The organism is Streptomyces sp. V3I8 (assembly GCF_030817535.1).
Lineage (GTDB): Bacteria > Actinomycetota > Actinomycetes > Streptomycetales > Streptomycetaceae > Streptomyces.
In genome coordinates, this window is record NZ_JAUSZL010000002.1 from 8,008,083 (window position 1) to 8,028,226 (window position 20,144).

19 protein-coding genes and 1 pseudogene are annotated in these 20,144 nt (G+C 71.5%); 11 read left to right on the forward strand and 9 right to left on the reverse strand.

Annotated elements, in window-relative coordinates:
* Window positions 1-92: 92 nt before the first annotated feature.
* Entirely contained in the window at window positions 93-500 is a 408-nt protein-coding gene (locus QFZ75_RS35385) for an SseB family protein (protein WP_307543513.1), read from the forward strand.
* 270 nt (window positions 501-770) lie between these two features.
* On the opposite strand, the gene QFZ75_RS35390 is transcribed toward QFZ75_RS35385, so the two are convergent.
* The 4 genes from QFZ75_RS35390 to QFZ75_RS35405 form a co-directional block, all read right to left on the reverse strand.
* The gene (locus QFZ75_RS35390; RefSeq protein WP_307543514.1) at window positions 771-1,757 is read right to left on the reverse strand and encodes an AraC family transcriptional regulator; all 987 of its coding nucleotides are present in this window, start codon (window positions 1,755-1,757) and stop codon (window positions 771-773) included.
* A 90-nt stretch (window positions 1,758-1,847) separates the two neighbouring features.
* Window positions 1,848-2,291 (reverse strand): MarR family winged helix-turn-helix transcriptional regulator, encoded by a 444-nt coding sequence (locus tag QFZ75_RS35395; RefSeq protein ID WP_307543515.1) that lies wholly within the window; start codon window positions 2,289-2,291, stop codon window positions 1,848-1,850.
* A 98-nt stretch (window positions 2,292-2,389) separates the two neighbouring features.
* A complete protein-coding gene (locus tag QFZ75_RS35400; protein WP_307543516.1) occupies window positions 2,390-2,740 on the reverse strand; it encodes a VOC family protein in 351 nt (116 codons plus the stop codon).
* 150 nt (window positions 2,741-2,890) lie between these two features.
* Window positions 2,891-3,475 carry a TMEM165/GDT1 family protein gene (locus QFZ75_RS35405; protein WP_307543517.1) on the reverse strand — a complete coding sequence of 195 codons (585 nt, stop codon included), beginning with the start codon at window positions 3,473-3,475 and terminating at the stop codon, window positions 2,891-2,893.
* Between the two features lie 368 nt (window positions 3,476-3,843).
* Here QFZ75_RS35405 and QFZ75_RS35410 point away from each other — a divergent pair, with 368 nt between their 5' ends.
* Window positions 3,844-4,269, forward strand: coding sequence for an SseB family protein (locus QFZ75_RS35410; RefSeq protein ID WP_307543518.1), 426 nt, complete (start codon window positions 3,844-3,846; stop codon window positions 4,267-4,269).
* On the opposite strand, the gene QFZ75_RS35415 is transcribed toward QFZ75_RS35410, so the two are convergent.
* From QFZ75_RS35415 to QFZ75_RS35430, 4 genes are read right to left on the reverse strand one after another with little or no spacing between them, the layout of a single operon-like run.
* Window positions 4,250-5,281 carry a LacI family DNA-binding transcriptional regulator gene (locus QFZ75_RS35415; RefSeq protein WP_307543519.1) on the reverse strand — a complete coding sequence of 344 codons (1,032 nt, stop codon included), beginning with the start codon at window positions 5,279-5,281 and terminating at the stop codon, window positions 4,250-4,252. The genes QFZ75_RS35410 and QFZ75_RS35415 overlap by 20 nt on opposite strands.
* Window positions 5,278-6,183 carry a carbohydrate ABC transporter permease gene (locus QFZ75_RS35420; protein ID WP_307543520.1) on the reverse strand — a complete coding sequence of 302 codons (906 nt, stop codon included), beginning with the start codon at window positions 6,181-6,183 and terminating at the stop codon, window positions 5,278-5,280. The genes QFZ75_RS35415 and QFZ75_RS35420 overlap by 4 nt, the downstream gene beginning before the upstream one ends.
* Window positions 6,180-7,103, reverse strand: a complete 924-nt coding sequence (locus QFZ75_RS35425; RefSeq protein WP_307543521.1) for a carbohydrate ABC transporter permease — start codon at window positions 7,101-7,103, stop codon at window positions 6,180-6,182. The genes QFZ75_RS35420 and QFZ75_RS35425 overlap by 4 nt, the downstream gene beginning before the upstream one ends.
* Complete coding sequence (locus tag QFZ75_RS35430) at window positions 7,100-8,422, reverse strand: ABC transporter substrate-binding protein (RefSeq protein WP_307543522.1); 1,323 nt, start codon at window positions 8,420-8,422, stop codon at window positions 7,100-7,102. The genes QFZ75_RS35425 and QFZ75_RS35430 overlap by 4 nt, the downstream gene beginning before the upstream one ends.
* 185 nt (window positions 8,423-8,607) lie before the next feature.
* Here QFZ75_RS35430 and QFZ75_RS35435 point away from each other — a divergent pair, with 185 nt between their 5' ends.
* Together QFZ75_RS35435 and QFZ75_RS35440 are read left to right on the forward strand one after the other, a co-directional pair.
* The gene (locus tag QFZ75_RS35435; RefSeq protein ID WP_307543523.1) at window positions 8,608-10,629 is read left to right on the forward strand and encodes a beta-galactosidase; all 2,022 of its coding nucleotides are present in this window, start codon (window positions 8,608-8,610) and stop codon (window positions 10,627-10,629) included.
* Between the two features lie 242 nt (window positions 10,630-10,871).
* Window positions 10,872-12,441 (forward strand): annotated as a pseudogene (locus tag QFZ75_RS35440) (arabinogalactan endo-beta-1,4-galactanase).
* Between the two features lie 68 nt (window positions 12,442-12,509).
* Here QFZ75_RS35440 and QFZ75_RS35445 read toward each other — a convergent pair.
* Window positions 12,510-14,024: an AMP-binding protein gene (locus QFZ75_RS35445; protein ID WP_307543524.1), complete on the reverse strand. Its 1,515-nt coding sequence runs from the start codon at window positions 14,022-14,024 to the stop codon at window positions 12,510-12,512.
* 192 nt (window positions 14,025-14,216) lie between these two features.
* Here QFZ75_RS35445 and QFZ75_RS35450 point away from each other — a divergent pair, with 192 nt between their 5' ends.
* The 7 genes from QFZ75_RS35450 to QFZ75_RS35480 all read left to right on the forward strand — a co-directional run bounded on the left by QFZ75_RS35450 (window position 14,217) and on the right by QFZ75_RS35480 (window position 20,136).
* Window positions 14,217-14,615, forward strand: coding sequence for a nuclear transport factor 2 family protein (locus QFZ75_RS35450; protein ID WP_307543525.1), 399 nt, complete (start codon window positions 14,217-14,219; stop codon window positions 14,613-14,615).
* Between the two features lie 52 nt (window positions 14,616-14,667).
* Window positions 14,668-15,177 carry a fluoride efflux transporter CrcB gene (crcB, locus tag QFZ75_RS35455; protein ID WP_307543526.1) on the forward strand — a complete coding sequence of 170 codons (510 nt, stop codon included), beginning with the start codon at window positions 14,668-14,670 and terminating at the stop codon, window positions 15,175-15,177.
* Window positions 15,174-15,548, forward strand: coding sequence for a fluoride efflux transporter CrcB (gene crcB, locus QFZ75_RS35460; protein ID WP_307543527.1), 375 nt, complete (start codon window positions 15,174-15,176; stop codon window positions 15,546-15,548). Before crcB (QFZ75_RS35455) ends, crcB (QFZ75_RS35460) begins: the two co-directional genes overlap by 4 nt.
* Before the next feature lie 208 nt (window positions 15,549-15,756).
* Complete coding sequence (locus QFZ75_RS35465; RefSeq protein WP_307545013.1) at window positions 15,757-16,455, forward strand: FadR/GntR family transcriptional regulator; 699 nt, start codon at window positions 15,757-15,759, stop codon at window positions 16,453-16,455.
* A complete protein-coding gene (locus tag QFZ75_RS35470) occupies window positions 16,452-17,912 on the forward strand; it encodes an amino acid permease (RefSeq protein WP_307543528.1) in 1,461 nt (486 codons plus the stop codon). Before QFZ75_RS35465 ends, QFZ75_RS35470 begins: the two co-directional genes overlap by 4 nt.
* A complete protein-coding gene (locus tag QFZ75_RS35475; RefSeq protein ID WP_307543529.1) occupies window positions 17,909-18,937 on the forward strand; it encodes an asparaginase in 1,029 nt (342 codons plus the stop codon). The genes QFZ75_RS35470 and QFZ75_RS35475 overlap by 4 nt, the downstream gene beginning before the upstream one ends.
* A gap of 266 nt (window positions 18,938-19,203) precedes the next feature.
* Entirely contained in the window at window positions 19,204-20,136 is a 933-nt protein-coding gene (locus tag QFZ75_RS35480; protein WP_307545014.1) for a glutaminase, read from the forward strand.
* Window positions 20,137-20,144 lie beyond the last annotated feature (8 nt).

The following is a 20,144-nucleotide window of genomic DNA, read 5'->3' on the forward strand; positions in this document are numbered from 1 at the left end:
ATGGCGCTCCTTGCGACGGGTAGGCGACCAGCCGCGCCCGGGCCGGAGACCGGCCCGGGCGGCCTGTTCCCGCCACTACGTCTGGATGTGCCATGGAGAACCCCTCGAACGACATCGCCGCGGTGGAGGCCCAGCGCGCACTGAGCGCCCTGGCCGCGAATGCCGAGGACGGCGCCGCGCTGGACACGCTGGCCGGCAGCGACGTGCTGGTCCCGGTGCCCGACGACGCCGCCGACGAGTCCGTCGCGGACCCCACGGTCGTGGCGCTGCCCGTCCTCGAACAGCCGGGGGAGGAGCCCCTGGTCCCGGTGTTCACCTCGGAGATGACCATGGCCGAGCTGCTGCCGTCCGTGTCGCGCTACCGTCTCGTACCGCTCGGGGCGCTCGCCGCGCAGTGGCCCGCCAGCGACCTCTCCCTGACCATCGACGCCAGCACGCCGCACGGCCTGACGCTCGACTCCCAGGGCGTACGCACCCTGCTGGCGCGACCCCTGGCCTAGGCCGGCCGGGTACGGACGCGGACACGGGCGGGGTCGGGCCCGGCCGCGGGGACGGTGAGGACGGCCGGGCCCCGGGGCGCGGGCGTGCTTCCGCTCGCTCCCGCGCCCTGGTCCGCGGGGTGAAGGGATGAACGGCGCCGACACCGCTCATCCCTGACGCACGGGCGTCGCGATCAACGGTAGGACGTCACCGCGGCGTAATCGCTCCGCTGCGCGCGGTACTTGTCCGGGATGCGCGGTGCCCGCGGTCCGGGATGCGCGGTGCCCGCGTCACCCCGACCGCAGCGTCTGTCCGGGCGACTCGCCGAACCGCGTCCGGTAGCGCTGCGCGAAGCGCCCGAGGTGCGCGAACCCCCACCTGTACGCCACCTCCGTGACCGTGACCGCCGTGGGCCCGGAGGCGCGCAGCTCCTCGTACACCCGCCGCAGCCGGACCTCGGTGACGTACGCCGTGGGGGACATGCCCACGTGTTTGCGGAACGCCTCCTGGAGGGCCCGCACCCCGACCTGGGACAGGGCCGCCAGCCGCGCCGCGTCGTAGTGCTCGGCCGGCCGCTCCTCCACGGCCTCCATGACCCGCCTGACCGTCGCGGGCCGCACCGCCGGAACGGGTGCCTCCAGGGCGTCGCGGTAGGAGTGGCCGGACGCGAGCAGCAGTCCCTCCAGCAGCGTCTGCTCGATGCTCGCCCGGATGAGGGAGCGGTGCAGCAGTCCGTCCGGGCCGTCCTTCTCCGGCAGGCACCACAGGGCGAGGTTGAACCAGCTGCGCCCGGCCCCGCCGGAGAGGTCGAAGTACGGCTCGAAATGCGGCGGCCGCCGCACGGACCTGCCGAGCAGGACCTCCAGCCGCTCGTGCACGGCCGGCATGTCGACCTTGACGCTCAGGGCACGGCAGTCGGCCGACCAGTCGTCCACCCGCACCCCGTGTTCCGGCCGCAGGAACACGGCGCGTCCGGGCGCGGCGTACGTCGTCGTCCCGTGCCCCTCCCGGCAGCGGAAGCGGCCGGTGAGCGGCACGGTCACGTGGTAGACGTGAGGCTGCGCGAAGTCGATCGTCACCTCGGTGCCGAAACTGATCCCGCCGACGGTCAGCGCGCCGAGTCCGGCCACGCTGAGCTCGGTGAGGAAGTCCTCGGTCCGGCCCGGTACGTCCAGCCGCAGGTCGTAGTAGTGCTCCGCGATGACGTCGTGCGACTCCTCCACGCACCGCGTCTCGTACCTGCCGGTAGTGGCCTGCCGCACATCGTCCACGATCACTGTGGTGCTCCCTGGCACAGCTTCCCCCCGCCCTCACGACCACGACGGCACCTGTGACCGTACGGGATCCGGCGCTCCCGGCGGGAGACCTCAGCCGGCGTCGGTCAGCATGCGCGCGAGGGCGGCGCGCTGGAGCGGGCGTACCCGGGTGTGCAGGTCACGGCCCTTCTCGGTGAGGGCCACCCAGACCCCGCGGCGGTCCTCCTGGCAGACGCTCCGCTCCACGAGGCCCTCCTTCTCCAGCCGGCCGATCAGCCGGGAGAGGGCGCTCTGGCTCAGGTGGATGCGATCCGCGATGTTCTGCACCCGGCACAGCTCCGGCGAGCCGGTGTCCGTACCGGTGCCGGTGCCGGAGTCCGCGTCCGGGGCCGCGGCCGAGGTGTTCGACGCGAGCATGTCGAGCACCTCGAAGTCACTGGCGCCCAGGCCGTGCGGATGCAGTGCGCGGTCGATCTCGCACATCGTGCGGGCGTGCACCGACAGGATGTCCCGCCACTGGTCCTCGAGCCGGGGAGCGGCCTTCTCTGCTGCCATGACCGCACGGTAACAGAGAAGAAGCCGCTCGTTGAGCGTGCAACTAGTGCAGTTGCATGGAGTTCGTCACCCCCGGGCCGGGCGGGCGGCCGCCCTGCTCAGGAGGCCTCCTGGACGAGCCCGATGTCGTTGCCGTCCGCGTCCTTCACGGAGGCGACGAGCATGCCGCCGCCGACGTCCTGGACGTCCTGGACCACCTCGGCGCCCGCGCCCACGAGCGCGGCCAGGTCCGCCCGGACGTCGGAGACGTGCCAGTAGGGGACGGGCCCGGTCAGGCCCTTGGCGTGGCCGTTCGGGTCGAGGCCGACCTCCGGCCGCCCCGGCGCCCGGAAGCCCACGTAGTACGCCTCGTCCGTGTACGGCTCCACTCCGAGGAGTGCGCCGAACAGGGCCTTGGCCCGGGCGAGATCCTTGACGGGATAGGTGACGGTCCTGAGGCCTTCGGGCATGACGGGTCCCTCCGCTGATGTGATTCCACCGGCGCTCGTCCGCCGGTCTCCCACCGGTTCCTCGCCGGTGCCCTCACGCTACGGCCGCGTGCCGCGAACCCGCTTCTCCGATCCTGACCGGTTCGTTCCAGGTGCCTGCGGGGCGGACCGTCAGCCCGCGAAGATCTCCACCACCGACCAGACGGCGAGCCCGAGCATGCAGATCCCGCCGATCCGCTGCACGGTCTTCAGCGGCACGCGCTTCGCGATGAAGCGTCCCGCCAGCAGCGCGAGCGCGGAGACCGACATCAGCGCGGCCGCGGCACCGACGGCCACCGACGCGACACCGTTCGTGGCCGCGAGGTTGGCGGTCGTGATCTGCGTCAGATCGCCCCACTCGCTGATGAAGACGGCCATGAAGGCGGTCGTGTAGACGGGCCAGAAACCGGCGACGGTCCGGCCGCCGGCGTCCTCCTCGTCGTCGTCCGCGCCGCCGCGCAGCAGCATGAACGCGCCGAACGCGAAGAGCGCGGCCGAGACCGACTTGACGGTCCAGTCGGGCAGCAGGCCGATGAGGCTGCCGGCGCCGACGGCGATCGCGACATGCACGATGAACGCGGTGGACGTACCGAACCACACGTACAGCGGCCGCATACGGGTGCCCATGGCCAGCGACGCGAACATCGTCTTGTCGGGCAGTTCGGCGAGGAAGATCAGCCCGAAAGCGGTGAGGATCGCCAGGGGGTCGAGATGCATTCCGGTGGCTTTCTCTAGGACCGGGCCCCCGGATCTTCGCGAAGCGCCCTCGACGGGGGCGACGGGAGAACCGATCGGCCCGGCACGACGGGTGCGCCGCGGGATACGCGGGCACGGCAATGCCTGGCCGAAGGTCTCGCCCACCCGTGTGACCACAGGGCCCGGCCACCGGGAACCCGGGGGTTCCAGCGTGTCGACGACCGGTTCGCAGGGCTACTCCCCTTCGCGGTCACTCAGTGTACAGGGCATCGGTACGGCCCCGCATGGGCACGAGGCGGTCGGGTATAAGTGGTGCATTCCGCACGGAAGGACTATCCCGGGTGAATCGCCTTCCGGGAGGTCGCGCAGCGAGGACGGAACACGGCACCATGAGCGGCCCGCCCGACGAAGACACCGCCGTTGTGATCCTGCGGGCCCTGGGGGTCCTGGCCCACGACGGGGGGAACGAGCACGCGCGGGCGGCCCTGACGGGCAGCCACGTGCTGGTCCCGTCGTACGGGGACGACGACGGCGCGGACCCGCTCGGACTGACCCTGCCGGTGACGGGGCGGACCGTGCTGGTCTTCACCTCGGAGGCGCGTATGGTCCGCCGCCTGCCGGACGTCGTCCACTACTGCCTCGTCCCGCTGGGCGCGCTCCCGGCGCACTGGCCGGAGCGCGATCCCTCCCTCGCCATCGACATCGGCTCACCGGACAGCGTGCTGCTGACCGCCGAGGGGGTACGGCTCCTCCTGTCCGCCGGGACCGCGTCCGCCGGGGCGGCCCACCCCCGGCTCAGGTGGACTGACGTGTGACCAGCTCCGTCGGCAGGATCACCGCCGCCGGGTCCTCGCCGCCGATCTGGGCCAGCAGCACCCGGACCATCTCGGAGCTGATGCGGTCGTAGGGCTGGCGGATCGTGGTGAGCTCGGGGCTGGAGGCGACCGCCGCCGAGGAGTCGTCGAAGCCGCCCACCGCGACGTCACCGGGAACGGTCCGGCCCGCGCGCTGCAGCGTGCTCAGCACACCCTGCGCCATCAGGTCGGACGCCACGAACACCGCGTCCATGTCCGGTGCCCGCTCCAGGAGGAGCCCGGCGCCCGCCTCACCGCTGGCCCGGCTGTAGTCGCCGGACACGACGAGACGTTCGTCCAGGCCGATGCCCGCCTCGGTGAGCACCTCCCGGTAGCCGGCCAGCCGCTCGACACCGCCGGGGGTGTCCAGCGGCCCCGTCACCATCCCCACCCGGCGCCGGCCGAGCGAGACCAGGTGGCGCACCATGTCGCGGGCGCCGTCCCGGTCGTCCGCCGCCACGTAGCTGATCTTGGATCCGACGCCGATGGGCTTGCCGCACATGACGAGCGGCACTCCGGCGTCGCGCAGTTGCTCGGCCACCGGGTCGCCGGAGTGGCTGGAGACCAGCAGCACCCCGTCGACATGGCCCGCGGTGATGTACCGGGTGATACGGCGGCGCTCGTCCTCGGTGCCCGCCAGCATCAGCAGCAACGGGATGTCGTGCGCCGCCAGTGCCTGCGTGCAACCGCGCAGCAGGACATTGAAGTTGGGGTCCTCGAAGAACCTCTCCTGCGGCTCCGTGAGCAGGAAGCCGATCGAGTCCGAGCGTCCGGTGATCAGCGAGCGGGCATGCCGGTTCACGACGTAACCCGTCCTGCGGATGGCGGCGTTGACCGCCTCCTGGGCGGCGGGGCTCACATAGTGACCGCCGTTGAGGACGCGTGACACGGTCCCCCGTGAGACTCCCGCCTCGCGCGCGACGTCGTGGATCGTCGGCGGTCGGCGCCGGCCCCCCGATTGGCTCATGGTCACGACTTTACGGCTCCCGACAGGAGATCGAGACTCCAGAACCGCTGGATGACCAGGAAGAGCGCGACGAGCGGGACCACCGCGAGCAGCGCGCCGGTGATCACCAGGGTGTAGAGGGCCGGAGTGTTGGAGCCCTGTTCGAGAAGCGTGAACAGACCGAGGGTGATCGGGAACTTCTCGTCGTCGCTGAGCATGATGTACGGCAGCAGGAAGTTGTTCCACACCGCCACGAACTGGAACAGGAAGACCGTCACCAGTCCGGGCACCATCATCGGCAGCGCGATCCGGGTGAAGATCCGCAGCTCGCTCGCGCCGTCCATCCGCCCGGCCTCGACGACATCGGCGGGCACGGCCGCGGCCGAGTAGATCCGCGCGAGATACACCCCGTAGGGGGACAGGATCAGCGGCAGCAGCACGGACGCGTACGAGTCCGTGAGGTCGGCCTCGGCCATCAGCAGGTACTGCGGAATGGCCAGGATCACCGGCGGCATCAGCACGCCCGCCAGCAGGATGTTGAAGACGGTCTCGCGGCCGCGGAAGCGGTAGATCGCCAGTGCGTACCCGCTGAACGCCGAGACGGCCGTCGACAGGAGGGCGCCGAGGCCCGCGTAGAGGGCGGAGTTGCCCATCCACTTCCAGTACACGCCGTCGCGGTAGGCGTTGAGGTCCGCGACGTTCTCGGCGAAGCCCGTGCCCGGCAGGAACGTGAACGTCGAGAACAGCTCGCTGCCCGACTTGGTCGCCGCGATCACCACCCAGGCCACCGGCAGCAGGCAGTAGAGCGCGCCGATCAGCAGGGTCACCGTGGGGACGAAGGCGATCCGGCGGGGCCGCGGCGGTCCCTGGGCGGTGCCGGGCGTCGTCCCGGCGGCCGGGGCCGCCTTGCGGACGGCGAGGGAACTCATCGTGCTGCCTCCTGCTTGGTACGGGAGTTCGCGGCCCGCAGGAAGCCGAAGGACAGGACCAGCGTGACGAGCGCGATGATCACCGCGGTCGCCGCGGCGGAGTGGATGTCGCCCTTGCCGAAGGCGTCCTGGTACACCTTCATCAGCGGACTCCAGGTGGTGGAGACGGAGTTGGTGAGGGGCTTGAGCGTGGTCGGCTCGCTGAACACCTGGAGCGTCGCGATGATCGAGAAGAAGAAGGTGAGCACCAGCGACGGCACCACCATCGGGATCTTGATCCGCAGCGCGGTCTGCAGCGGGGTCGCGCCGTCCAGTTTCGCCGCCTCGTACACCTCGGCGGGGATGGCCTGCAGCGCGGTGTAGATGACGATCATGTTGAAGCCCGTGCCGCCCCACACCGCGATGTTGGACAGCGCGACGTACAGCGGCCCGCCGTCCAGCAGGTCCGGCTGCGGCAGGCCCAGCCGGTCGAGGACGAAGTAGAAGGGGCTGACGTCCGGGAGGTAGAGGAAACCCCAGAGCATCGCCGCGACGACACCGGGAATGGCGTACGGCAGGAAGATCGCGAGCCGGGTGACCGGCGCGAGGCGGACCCGGTCGGTGTCGAGCATCAGCGCGAACAGCAGCGCGAGCCCCAGCATCACCGGGACCACGATGGCGCCGTACCCGAGCACGCGTAGCGCTCCGGCCAGCAGTTCGGAGTCGGTGAGGGAGTCGGTGTAGTTCTCCAGGCCCGCCCAGACCTCGCTGCGGGCGCCCGTGCCCAGGCCCAGGCCCTTGACCTGGACCTTGTGCAGGCTGAGCCACACCGCGTAGCCGATGGGCAGCGCGAAGAAGAGGGCGAACAGGATCGTCGCGGGGAGGAGGAAGGCGTACGGGGCTCCCTTGGCCCCGTACGCCTTCCGGCGTGCGCTCGTCACTCCGCGACCTCGAAGCCCTGCTTCTCGAGGTCGGCGACGGTCTCGTCCTGCATCTTCGTCAGGGCCGTACCGAAGTCCGACTTGTTCTTGGCGGCCGAGCCGAAGGCGTCGTTGAACGTGCTGTACGCGACGTTCACGTTCGGGCCCCACGCGGAGGGCGCGGCGGTCTTCGCGATGGCGGCGGCCTGCGTGTAGAAGTCGGGCTGATCGGCGAAGTACGCCGGCGGCTCGGCGAAGGCGTCACCGGTCTGCGCGGTCGTGGCGGCCGGGTAGATGCCGCCCTCCTTGGCGAGCGCGGTCAGCGCCTGCGGGTCCGTGTTCAGCCAGGCGGCGAACTTCGCGGCGGCCGACCTGTGCTTCGAGTCGGTGGTGACGGCGGTGGACGAACCGCCCCAACTGCCGGTGACGTTCTCGGTGTCGGACCACTGCGGCAGCGGGGCCATCGCCCACTTGCCCTTGGTGTCGGGCGCGGCGGTGGTGAGGGTGCCCGGTGCCCAGACCGCGCTCACCCAGGCGATCTGCTTGCCGGTGTTCATCGCCTTGTTCCAGGCGGGCGTGTACATCGGCTGGTTGTCGACGGCGCCCTCCTTCACCAGGCCGCCCCAGAAGTCGGCGACCTTCCGCGTCGCCGCGTCGTCGATGCCGACCTTCCAGGTGTCGCCCTCGGTGGTCCACCACTTGGCACCGGCCTGCTGGGCGAGACCGGCGAACAGCCCGGAGTCGTTGGCGGAGAAGGTGGTCAGGTCCGTCTGCGGCGCCTTCTTCTTCAGCGCGCGGGCGGTCTCGGCGAACTGCTCCCAGGTCTCGGGGACTTCGAGGCCGTACTTCTTGAACAGGTCCTCGCGGTAGTAGAACATCATCGGCCCGGAGTCCTGCGGGATCGCGTACACCGCGTCCGAGCCCAGGGTGGTCTGCTGCCAGACGCCCTCGGCGAACTTGTCCTTCACCCCGTCCACGTCGCCGGCTATGTCGGCGAGCGCGTCGTTGCTGACCAGCGTCGGCAGGGCCTGGTACTCGGCCTGCACCAGGTCCGGGGCCTTCCTGGCCTTGTGCGCGGTCAGGATCTTGGTGACCAGGGTGTCGCCGGACGCCTGCTTCTTGACCGTGACGTCGATCCGGTCCTTCTTGCCCTGGCCCTGGTTCCACAGGTCGACGACCTTGTCCATGCCCGGCGCCCAGGCCCAGTACGTCAGCGAGACCGGCCCCGATCCGGCCCCGTCGTCCTCGTCGTCCGAGGACCCGCAGGCGGCGAGCGCGGAGGCGCCGAGCGTGACGGCGACCGAGATGGTCACGAGGCGACGCAGCTTCGTGTGTGGCATGGATGTATCTCCCTGACCGTGGTCTCCGCCTGCTGCGGAGGCCTGCCATGCTTCTGTGAGCGTTCACAGTAGAGAAACATCCCGGACACTTGTCAATGGTTGTAGCTGTGCGGTTATGTTGGCCTCGCGCCGCTGGCGCTGTGTGTGCACGTTCCCAGAAGATCGAATGACCGGGAGACATTTCCATGCCGGAGACCACCCCCAAGGGCCTCACCGGGCTCGCCTTCGGTGGGGACTACAACCCCGAGCAGTGGCCGGAGGCGGTCTGGCACGAGGACGTCCGGCTGATGCGCGAGGCCGGCGTCACGATGGTCAGCGTCGGCATCTTCTCCTGGGCGCTCCTGGAGCCCTCGCCGGGCGGCTACGACTTCGGCTGGCTCGACCGGGTACTGGACCTGCTGCACGAGAACGGCATACGCGCCGACCTCGGTACGCCGACCGTCGCGCCGCCCGCCTGGTTCTACCGCGAGCACCCCGAGGCGCTGCCCGTGGCCGCCGACGGCACCCGCTACGCGTTCGGCTCACGCGGCGCCATCTGCCACAGCAACCCGCACTACCGGTCGGCCGCCGCGGACATCACCACCCGGCTCGCCACCCGGTACGCCGGGCACCCCGCACTGGCCCTGTGGCACGTCCACAACGAGTACGGCGTCCCGGTCTCGGCCTGCTACTGCGACGGCTGCGCCGCCCACTTCCGCCGCTGGCTCGCCCGGACGTACGGCACGGTCGACGCGGTCAACGAGGCCTGGGGCACGGCCTTCTGGGGCCAGCGGTACGCGGACCTCGACCAGATCAACCCGCCCCGGCTGACCCCGACGGTCGGCAACCCGGGCCAGGCCCTCGACTACAAGCGGTTCGCCGACGCCACCATGCGCGAGAACTTCGTGGCCGAGCGGGACATCCTGCACCGCCTGGCGCCCGGCGTCCCGGTCACCACGAACTTCATGACCGCCCTCAGCCAGTGCGACTCCGTCGACTACTGGGCCTGGGGCCGCGAGGTCGACCTCGTCAGCAACGACCACTACCTGATCACCGACGGCCGCCGTACGCACGTCAACCTCGCGATGGCCGCCGACCTCACCCGCTCCGTGGCGGGCGGCGCCCCCTGGCTGCTGCTCGAACACTCCACGTCGGGCGTCAACTGGCAGGCCCGCAACCCCGCGAAGGCACCGGGCCAGATGGCCCGCAACTCGCTCGCCCATGTGGCGAGGGGCTCCGACGGCGCGATGTTCTTCCAGTGGCGGCAGTCCCGGCGCGGCGCGGAGAAGTTCCACTCGGCGATGCTCCCGCACGCCGGCACCGACTCCCGGGTGTGGCGCGAGGTGGTCGAACTCGGCGCGTCCGTGGACTCGTTGAGCCAGATCCGCGGCACCCGTACCGTGGCCGACGCCGCCGTCCTGTGGGACTGGCACTCCTGGTGGGCGCAGAACCTGGCCTGGCACCCGAGCGAGGACCACGACCCGCGCGAGCGCGCCGACGCCTTCTACGAGGCCCTCTACGACCGGCACCTCACCGTCGACTTCGCCCACCCGGAAGCCGACCTGTCGGCCTATCCCCTTGTCGTCGTACCGGCGCTCTACCTGATGACCGAGACCGCCGGACGGAACCTGACGCGGTACGTCGAGGGCGGCGGCACCCTCGTCGTCTCCTACTTCTCCGGCATCGTCGACGAGCACGACGCCGTGCACGAGGGCGCGTACCCCGGTCCGCTGCGCGATGTCCTCGGCCTGACGGTCGAGGAGTTCTCCCCGCTGCCGGCGGGCGGGCAGGTGCGCCTCGCCGGACCCGACGGGTCCGAGCTCGCCGGCGACGTGTGGAGCGAGTTCGTGGTGCCGCGCGGCGCGGAGACCGTGTGGACGTACGCCGACGGGCTCGCCGCCGGACGCCCCGCGGTCACCCGGCACCGGTTCGGTGCGGGATCCGCGTGGTACGTGTCGACGCGGCTCGGGGCCGCGGGGCTGGACGCGCTGATCGGCTGGACCGCCGACGACGCGCGGATCGCCCCGCGGGCCGATCTGCCGCGGGACGTCGAAGTGGTGCGGCGGGCGGGGGAGTCGGGCACGTTCCTCTTCGCGATCAACCACTCCGGTGCCGAGGTCAAGGTGCCGATCGAGGCGCACGGTACGGAGCTGCTCACCGGTGAGCGGGCCGCGGGGCGTCTCGCGGTGCCCGCGGGGGCCGTCCGGGTCGTACGCCTCGACGACTGACCCGGCCCACGGATTTCGCCCCCGCCGCCCTTTCCCGTCCCGACCTCGGGGGCTCGGCCCCCGAACCCCCGCTCCTCGAACGCCGGAGGGGCTGATTCTCAGCCCGTCCGGCGTTCGAGGACGAGCGCGAAGCGCGACAGCGGGGGTCTGGGGGCGCAGCCCCCAGGGACGGGAACGGGAAGGGGCGGCGGGGGCGGAGAACCAACCCCATCCACCGCACGTCGAAGGGACGACGGACGACGATGTTCCATCCCGGACGCACACTCAAGGCCCTGCTGCTGCCACTGGCAGCAGGCCTCGCCCTCACCCTGCTCCCCGCGCAGAGCGCCGACGCGGCCACCACCCTCACCAACCCCGGCTTCGAGTCCGACGGCACCGGCACGGCCACCCCGGCCGGCTGGTCCACCTACTCCGCCGCGGGCCAGAACGCCGCCTCGTTCACCGAGTCCGGCGGCCGCACCGGCAGCTACCGCCTCACCCACCACTCGGCCGCCGCCTACAAGGTGGAGACCTACCAGTACCTCTCCGGCCTCACCAACGGCACCTACAAGCTGACCGCCTGGGTCCGCTCGGGCGGCGGCCAGAACTCCGCGTACCTCGCGCTCAAGAACTGCGGGGGCGCGGAACAGCGCACCGACCTCCCGGTCTCGTCCAGCGGCTGGCTCCGTATCGTCGCCTCGGTCGCGGTGACGAACAACCGGTGCACGATCGCCGTCAACTCCGACGCGAAGGCGGGCAACTGGCTCAACGTGGACGACCTAGACCTTCACGGCCGGGTCGACCGGACTGGCCGTCAAGGGCTCGGACGTGTCCTCGCTCGCCAAGAGCGAGGCCAAGGGCGGGGTGTACAGGAACAGCTCCGGCACGGCCGGTGACGCCCTCGCCATCCTCAAGTCCGCCGGGCAGAACTACGCCCGCCTCAAGGTGTGGGTGAATCCCGCCGACGGCTACAACGACAAGGCGCGCGTCCTCGCGACCGCCAAGCGCGTCAAGGCGCAGGGCATGAAGCTTCTCGTCGACTTCCACTACTCGGACACCTGGGCCGATCCGGGCGCCCAGTCCAAGCCCGCCGCCTGGTCCGGCCATTCCTACAGCCGGCTCAGGACCGACGTCCACAACCACACGTACGACGTCCTGAACGCCCTGAAGGCCCAGGGCACCACGGCCGACATGGTGCAGGTGGGCAACGAGATCAACGGCGGCATGCTCTGGAACGAGGGCTCCACCTCGAACTGGCCGCAGCTCGCCGGACTGCTCAACTCGGGCTACGACGCGGTCAAGGCGGTCAGCCCGGGCACGACCGTGGCGATCCACCTCGCCAAGGGCGGCGACCTGGCCGGCACCCGCTGGTGGTTCGACAACGCGGTGTCCAACGGCGTGAAGTTCGATGTCGTCGGGCTGTCCTACTACGGCTACTGGCACGGCACGCTCGCCGACTTCCAGACGACCCTGGACGACACGGCGTCCCGTTACGGCAAGCCGGTGTACCTCGCCGAGACGGCCTATCCCTTCCGGCTGGACAGCGAGGACCCCACCGAGAACATCATCGACCTCGCGAGCGAACTCGTCCCCGGCTACGCCGCCTCGACGGCCGGCCAGACGCAGTGGATGAAGGACGTGGCGAGCATCGTGGAGGCCGTCCCGAACGGCCGCGGCCTCGGCATCTTCTACTGGGAGTCCACCTGGACCGCGGTGACCGGCAACGGCTGGGACCCGGCGGACCCCTCGTCCGGCAACGGCTGGGAGAACCAGGCCCTGTTCGGGTACGACGACAGGGCGCTGCCGGCGATGGCGTGGTTCGGCCACCGGTGACGCTCCGAGGGCGGACGCGGGTGTGACGAAGGGGAGCCGGCCTCCGTCGCACCCGCGTCCGCCCTCCCTCACCCGTCGCGCCGGAACGGCTCGCGCAGCTTGAACTTCTGCAGCTTCCCGGTCGCCGTACGCGGCAGGGACTCCACGAAGTCGATCCGCTTGGGCGTCTTGAAACCGGCGAGTCGCGTACGGCAGTGGGCGATCAGCTCGTCGGCGGTGACACCGGATCCGTCCGCCACCACGAGCGCGGTCACCGCCTCGCCCCACTTGGCGTCCGGGATGCCGATGACCGCCACCTCGCGGACCGCCGGATGCGAGGTGATCACGTCCTCCACCTCGATCGAGGAGACGTTCTCGCCGCCCGAGATGATGACGTCCTTCTTGCGGTCGGAGATCACCAGGTACCCCTCGTCGTCGAGGTAACCGCCGTCCCCGGTGTGGAACCAGCCGCCGGCCTGGGCCTTCGCCGTCTCCTCGGGCTGCTCCCAGTAGCCCTCCAGGTTGTGGTTGGACGCGGTCAGCACCTCCCCGTCCCCGTCGACGTCCACGCGTACGCCGAGCGCGGGCACGCCGGCCCGCCCGAGCCTGCGGGCACGCTCTCCGGGTTCCAGGCCGTCCCACTCCGCGCGGCCGCGGTTGACCGTGACGAGCGGCGAGGTCTCGGTCAGCCCGTAGATCTGGATGAACTCCCAGCCCAGCTCGACCGTCACCCGCTCGATCGTGCGGGTCGGGGGCGGCGCGCCCGCGCAGACGATACGGACCCGGTCGCGGCCGGGGATCCGACCCTCCCAGTCCGCGGCGGCGTCGAGCACGGTGTTCAGGACGGCCGGCGCCGCGCACATCAGGGTGACGCCGTGCCGCTCGACGCGGCGCAGGATCTCGGCCCCGTCGACCTGGCGGAGCACGATGTGCCGGCCGCCGACGCCCGTGACGCCGTACGGCATGCCCCAGCCGTTGGCGTGGAACATCGGGAGGGTGTGCAGATAGACGTCACGGTCGCTGATCGTGGTGTGCAGCCCGAACACGGCGGCGTTCAGCCACAGGTTGCGGTGCGTGAGCCGAACCCCCTTGGGGCGGGCGGTCGTTCCGGACGTGTAGTTGACGCTGGCCGTCGCCCCCTCGTCCGGCTCCGCCCACTCCCGCGGCTCGGCCCCGTGCAGGAACAGGTCCTCGTCGTCACCGAGGACGAACCTGTGCTTGACGTCGAGCGAGTCGAGCACCGCCGCGCAGGAGGCGTCCGCGTAGACGACCGAGGCGCCGGAGTGCCGCACGATGTAGTCGATCTCCGACCGCGTGAGCCGGAAGTTCACCGGTACGAGGACGCGCCCCCAGCCGGAGACACCGAAGAACGACGTCAGCAGGCGCGCCGAGTTCTGCGAGACCACCGCGACCCGGCCGCCCACCGGGACGTCCAGCCGGTCGAGCTTCGCCGCCTGCGCGCGGGCGAGTGCCGCCAGCTCCCGGTAGGTGACGTCGCCGAGACCCGGTCCGGGCTGGTCCGGTTCGTCGACGACGGCGACGCGGTCCGGATAGACATGGGCCGCACGGTCGAGGAAGTCACGGACGGTCAACGGGTAGTACACGACAGCACCTCCGGGTCGGTGTTTCCTTCCTACCTCGCCGGACCACCGCCGTACCCTCCGTGGACCCGTTGCGCATCGGCACGGCCTCGGAGTACCGTCCGACACACCTATTCAATATGTTGAGTATGAGCAGGGGCGCGAGTGCCCGCACGGGCTGCCCGTACGAGCGATGAGAGAGTTCAGAGGTGGACGATGACGCACCCCTTCCGCAAGGCGGTCGAGGACGGCGACCACGCGGCCCTGGTCGACCTGCTCGCCGAGGACGTCGTGTTCACCAGCCCGGTGGTCTTCAAGCCGTACGCCGGAAAGCCGGTCACCTCCGCGATCCTGGGCGCCGTCATGGAGGTGTTCGAGGAATTCCGCTACGTCCGGGAGATCGCGGACTCCGGCGGCCGTGACCTCGCCCTCGTCTTCGAGGCCCGGGTGGGGGACCGTACCCTCCAGGGCTGCGACTTCCTGCACTTCGACGAGAGCGGCCGGGTCGACGACTTCACGGTCATGGTCCGTCCCCTGTCGGCGGCCCAGGCGCTGCAGGAGGCGATGGCGGCCCGCTTCGACGCCGTCGCCGCGAACGCGGCGGGTGCGTCCTGACCGCCACCGGGAGTTAGCCTGATCTCCTGCCACGACCGGGAGACACGCACGTATGACCACCCCTCGCCCCGAGACGGCGGACGGCCTCGGAGGACCTTCCGTGCCCGCCCGGCGGGAACCGGTGCTGCGGGGGCAGTGGTCCGTGGTGGCGGCGGTCTCGGTGGGCGGCGCGGCCGGCGCGTCGGCGCGCTACGGGGCCGCCCTGCTCTGGCCGGGAAGCAGGGGCGGCTTCCCCTGGACCACGTTCTGGGTCAACGTCGTGGGCTGTTTCGTGATCGGCGTCCTCATGGTCCTGGTCACCGAGGTGTGGGCGCCCCACCGGCTGGTCCGCCCCTTCTTCGGCACCGGGGTGCTCGGCGGCTTCACCACCTTCTCGACGTACGCCGTCGACATCCAGCGGCTGCTGGACGCCGGCCGGCCCCGTACCGCCCTGGTCTACCTCGCGGTCACCCTCGTGGCGACGCTCGCGGCGGTCCGGCTGGCCGTCGCGGTGACGCGCGTCCGCGCGCGACGGTCGGGGTGGGGAGCCGCCGCGGCCGCCGAGGGCGAGGGCTCCTCGTGAACTGGTTGCTGGTGATCGCCGGCGCCATGATCGGCGCACCCCTGCGCCATCTCACCGACCGCGCGGTGCGGTCCCGGTACGGTTCCGCCTTCCCCTGGGGCACCTTCACGGTGAACGTCACCGGCTGCCTGATCCTCGGCACCCTGACCGGCGCGGCCGCGGCGGGAGCGGCCTCCTCCCACCTCCAGCTGCTGCTCGGCACGGGCCTGTGCGGCGCCCTCACCACGTACTCGACGTTCTCGTACGAGACCCTGCGCCTGGCCGAGAGCGGGGCCCGCCTCCACGCCGGCCTCAACGCGGTCGCGAGCGTGGCGGCGGGCCTGGGAGCCGCGTTCGCGGGTGTCACGGCGGCCGAGGCGATCTGGGGATGAGCGCGGCGGCCGCTCCCGAAGAGCGGGGCGGCCCGGCCGGTGGCTCGTCCGCGTCCCACGGTGAGCACCTGTCCGGCCGGCACCTGTGCGCCGTTCCTCGCAGGGGCAACCTTGACAGTCGCCTCCCGCGCCCCGGAGGATCACCCCCGTGAACCTGTCAGACAGCCAGACAGCCGGCTCCGTACCGCCGCCGAGGCGCATCAGCGCCATGGAGGCCGTGCTCGGGCACCTGCGTGGCGCCATCGAGCGCGGTGAGTACGCCGTGGGGGACAAGCTGCCCTCCGAGGCGGAGCTGTGCCGGCGGCTGGAGGTCAGCCGGCCCGTGCTGCGCGAGGCGCTGCGCGCCCTGCAGACCATGGGGCTGACCGTGTCCCGGACCGGCAAGGGCACGTTCGTCGTGTCGAGCGGCCCCGTCGAGAACCCCACCTTCGGCGACTACACGGCCAGTGACCTGATGGAGGTACGGCGGCACGTCGAGATCCCGGTGGCCGGGTACGCCGCCGTGCGCCGGACACCCGAGGACCTCGACCACCTGGCCCGCCTGCTCGACCGGATGGAGCGCGAACGGGACACCACCGCGTGGGCCGCCATGGACACGCTGTTCCACCTCGCCGTGGCGCAGGCCGCACAGAATCCGGTCTTCCGCCGCGTCATCGAGGAGATCCGGGACGCGCTGGCCCGGCAGTCGGCGTTCCTCAACGAGCTCGGCGGCCGTCGCGAGCAGTCCGACCGCGAACACCGTGCCATCGTCGACGCCCTCGTCGACGGCAGCGCACCCGACGCGACCGAGGCGATGGCACACCACCTCGACCGGGTCGGGACGACCCTCACCGCGATCGTGCGCCCCGGACGCACCGGGCGCACCGATCAGGCGGACACCCCCACAGAAGGCGAAACACAGGCGTGAGCGAGCAGTACCTCGAAGAACAGACAGGACGGGCAGGGAAGGAGGGGAGGGCGGGCGGTCACGTCGACGCCGGTGACGCGGGGTACAGCAAGTCCCTGAAGTCCCGGCACGTCAACATGATCGCCATCGGCGGGGCCATCGGCACCGGCCTCTTCCTCGGCGCCGGCGGCCGGCTCGCCGACGCGGGCCCGTCGCTCTTCATCGCGTACGCCGTCTGCGGGATCTTCGCCTTCCTGGTCGTGCGGGCCCTCGGCGAACTCGTCCTGTACCGGCCGTCCTCGGGCGCCTTCGTGTCGTACGCGCGGGAGTTCCTCGGCGAGAAGGGCGCCTACACCGCGGGCTGGATGTACTTCCTGAACTGGGCGACCACCGGCGTCGCGGACATCACCGCGGTCGCCACCTACACCCACTACTGGGGCATGTTCTCCGACATCCCGCAGTGGGTGATCGCCCTGGTCGCGCTGACGGTCGTGCTCACCGTGAACCTCATCTCCGTGAAGATCTTCGGAGAGCTGGAGTTCTGGTTCGCGATCGTCAAGGTGGGCGCGCTCGTCGCCTTCATGCTGATCGGGATCTTCGTGCTGGTCACCCGGCAGCCCGTCGACGGAGCCGTCCCCGGCCCGTCCCTCGTCGGCGACAACGGCGGCCTCTTCCCCAACGGCCTGCTGCCGATGCTGCTGATCGTCCAGGGCGTCGTCTTCGCGTACGCCTCCGTCGAACTGGTCGGCGTCGCGGCGGGCGAGACGGAGAACCCCGAGAAGATCCTGCCGAAGGCCATCAACTCGATCATGTGGCGTGTCGGGCTCTTCTACGTCGGCTCGGTGCTGCTGCTGTCCATGCTGCTGCCCTGGAACACGTACACCGCCGGGGAGAGCCCCTTCGTGACCGTGCTCTCCCGCATCGGCATCCCGGCCGCGGGCGGCGTGATGAACCTCGTCGTGATGACCGCCGCCATGTCCAGCCTCAACTCCGGGCTCTACTCGACCGGCCGCATCCTGCGCTCCATGTCGGTGTCCGGCTCGGCGCCCCGGTTCACCTCCGTGATGAGCCGCAGCCAGGTCCCGTACGGCGGAATCCTGCTCACCAGCGGCATCTGCGTACTCGGGGTCGGGCTCAACTTCGTCGTCCCCGCCGACGCCTTCGAGATCGTGCTCAACTTCGCGGCACTCGGCATCCTCGCCACCTGGGGCATGATCATGATCTGTCATCTGCAGTTCTGGCGGAAGACCGAGGAGGGCGAGCTGGACCGCCCGGCCTACCGGCTGCCGGGCTCGCCCTGGACCGAACTCGTGACCCTCGTCTTCCTCGCCGCCGTGCTCGTCCTCATGTACGCGGACGGGGGAGCGGGCCGTACGACGGTGCTGTGCCTGCCGCTGATCGCGGCGGCGCTGGTGGCGGGCTGGTACGGGGTACGCGGCCGGGTCGCGGCCGTGCGCAAGAACGGGGTGGACGCATGAGCATCGACGCCCTCGCCGGGTGCGGGAGTTCACTCGCCGCCGCGCCCCCCGTCCGGGAACCGCTGCACGCGCCCGTCGCCCATCTCGTCCGCGGGGGTGTCATCGAGGGCGTCCACTACGGTTCGGTGGTCGTGCTGGCCGCCGACGGGAGCGTGGAGCTGCAGACCGGCGACGTGGAAGCGGCCTTCTACCCGCGTTCGGCGCTCAAGCCGGTGCAGGCGGTGGCGATGGTCCGGGCGGGGCTGCCGCTCGAGGGGGACCTGCTGTCCCTGGCCGCGGCCAGCCACTCCGGCGAGGAGCGCCATCTCGCCGGTACGCGGCGGATCCTGGAACTCGCCGGTCTGACCGAGGACGATCTGCGCAACGTCCCGGACCTGCCCTTCGACCCGGTCGTACGGGAGGACTGGGTGCGCGCGGGGCGACTGCCGTCGAGGCTCGCGCAGAACTGCTCGGGCAAGCACGCGGCGATGCTGTACACGGCGCGGCTGAACGGGTGGTCGCTGGACGACTACCTCGATCCCGCGCATCCGCTCCAGCAGGCGATCGCGGAGATCGTCGAGGACCTGACCGGGCAGGGCATCGCGCAGGTCACGGTCGACGGGTGCGGGGCTCCGCTGTTCGCCGTCTCCCTGCACGGCCTGGCGCGGGCGGCCGCCCGGATCACGACGGCCCCGTCCGGTACGCCCGAGGCGCGGGTCGCCGACGCGATGCGCCTGCACGCCGAGATGGCGTCCGGGTCGGGGCGGGACGTGGCCGCGCTGATGCGCGCGGTGCCGGGGCTGCTGGCCAAGGACGGCTTCGAGGGCGTGCAGGTCGCCGCGCTGCCGGACGGGCGGGCGGTCGCGGTGAAGATAGCGGACGGGGCGGACCGGGCGCGGATCCCCGTGGCCGCGGCGGCGCTGGCCCGGGCGGGGGTGCCCGCGGAGGCGCTGACGGAGTTCGCCGGGGCGCCGCTGCTGGGCGGCGGCGCGGTGGTCGGCCACATCCGCCCGACCCGGGCACTGGACCCACTCACCCGCCTCTGACCACCACCGACCGCACGGTTCCTCCGCCCCGGCCCCGCCCCCAGGGGCGCGGGGAACTGCGCGCGCAACCCCTGCGGTGCCGCAGCATGACGGCGAGCTCGACCCGGCCCCCGCCCGCAGGGGCGCGGGGAACTGCGCGCGCAACCCCCACGGCCCGCCACTGTCTCCACAGCCCCGCCCCCACATCCTCAGGGGCGCGGGGAACCGCGCGGCCAACCCCACCCACCCGTACCGGACCGCCCCCCTCCGGCCAGGGGAGCGGCATGATGGTGATCATGCGCTCGACCCTCACCTTCCAGCCCGTTCTCGACCGCATCGCCGCCGAGATCGCACGGTCCCCCGCCCGTGGCCGCCCCGCCGACTACATCCCGGCCCTCGCCGCCTGCGACCCGGCCCGGTTCGGGATGGCCGTCGCGGAGCTGGACGGCACGGTGTACGGCGTCGGCGACTGGCGGCAGCCGTTCTCGACGCAGTCCATCACCAAGGTCTTCACCCTCGCCCTGGACCTGGCCCGCGAGGCGGACGAGCTCTGGGAGCACGTCGGCCGCGAGCCCTCCGGCAACCCCTTCAACTCCCTCGTCCAGCTGGAGTACGAGAACGGCATCCCCCGCAACCCCTTCATCAACGCCGGTGCCCTCGTCGTCACCGACCGCCTGCACACCCGGACCGGCGACGCGGCAGGCACCCTCCTCGACTTCCTGCGCGCGGAGAGCGGCAACGACGGCCTCTCCATCGACGAGGACGTCGCCGCCTCCGAGGCCGCCCACGGCGACCGCAACGCGGCGCTCGGCCACTTCATGGCCTCGTACGGGAACATCGACAACCCGGTCCCGGTGCTCCTGGACGAGTACTTCCGCCAGTGCTCCGTCGAGGCCTCCTGCGCCGACCTGGCCCTGGCCACCGGCTTCCTCGCCCGCCACGGCATCCGCTCCGACGGCTCCCGCCTCCTGACGCAGAGCCAGGCCAAGCAGGTCAACGCGGTCATGCTGACGTGCGGCACGTACGACGCGGCCGGCGAGTTCGCCTACCGCGTCGGCCTGCCCGGCAAGAGCGGCGTCGGCGGCGGGGTCATCGCCGTCGTCCCCGGCCGCTGCACGCTCTGCGCGTGGAGCCCGGGCCTGGACGAACACGGCAACTCGGTGGCGGGCGTCGCGGCCCTGGACCGTTTCACGACCCTCACGGGTCTGTCGGTGTTCTGACGGCGGGG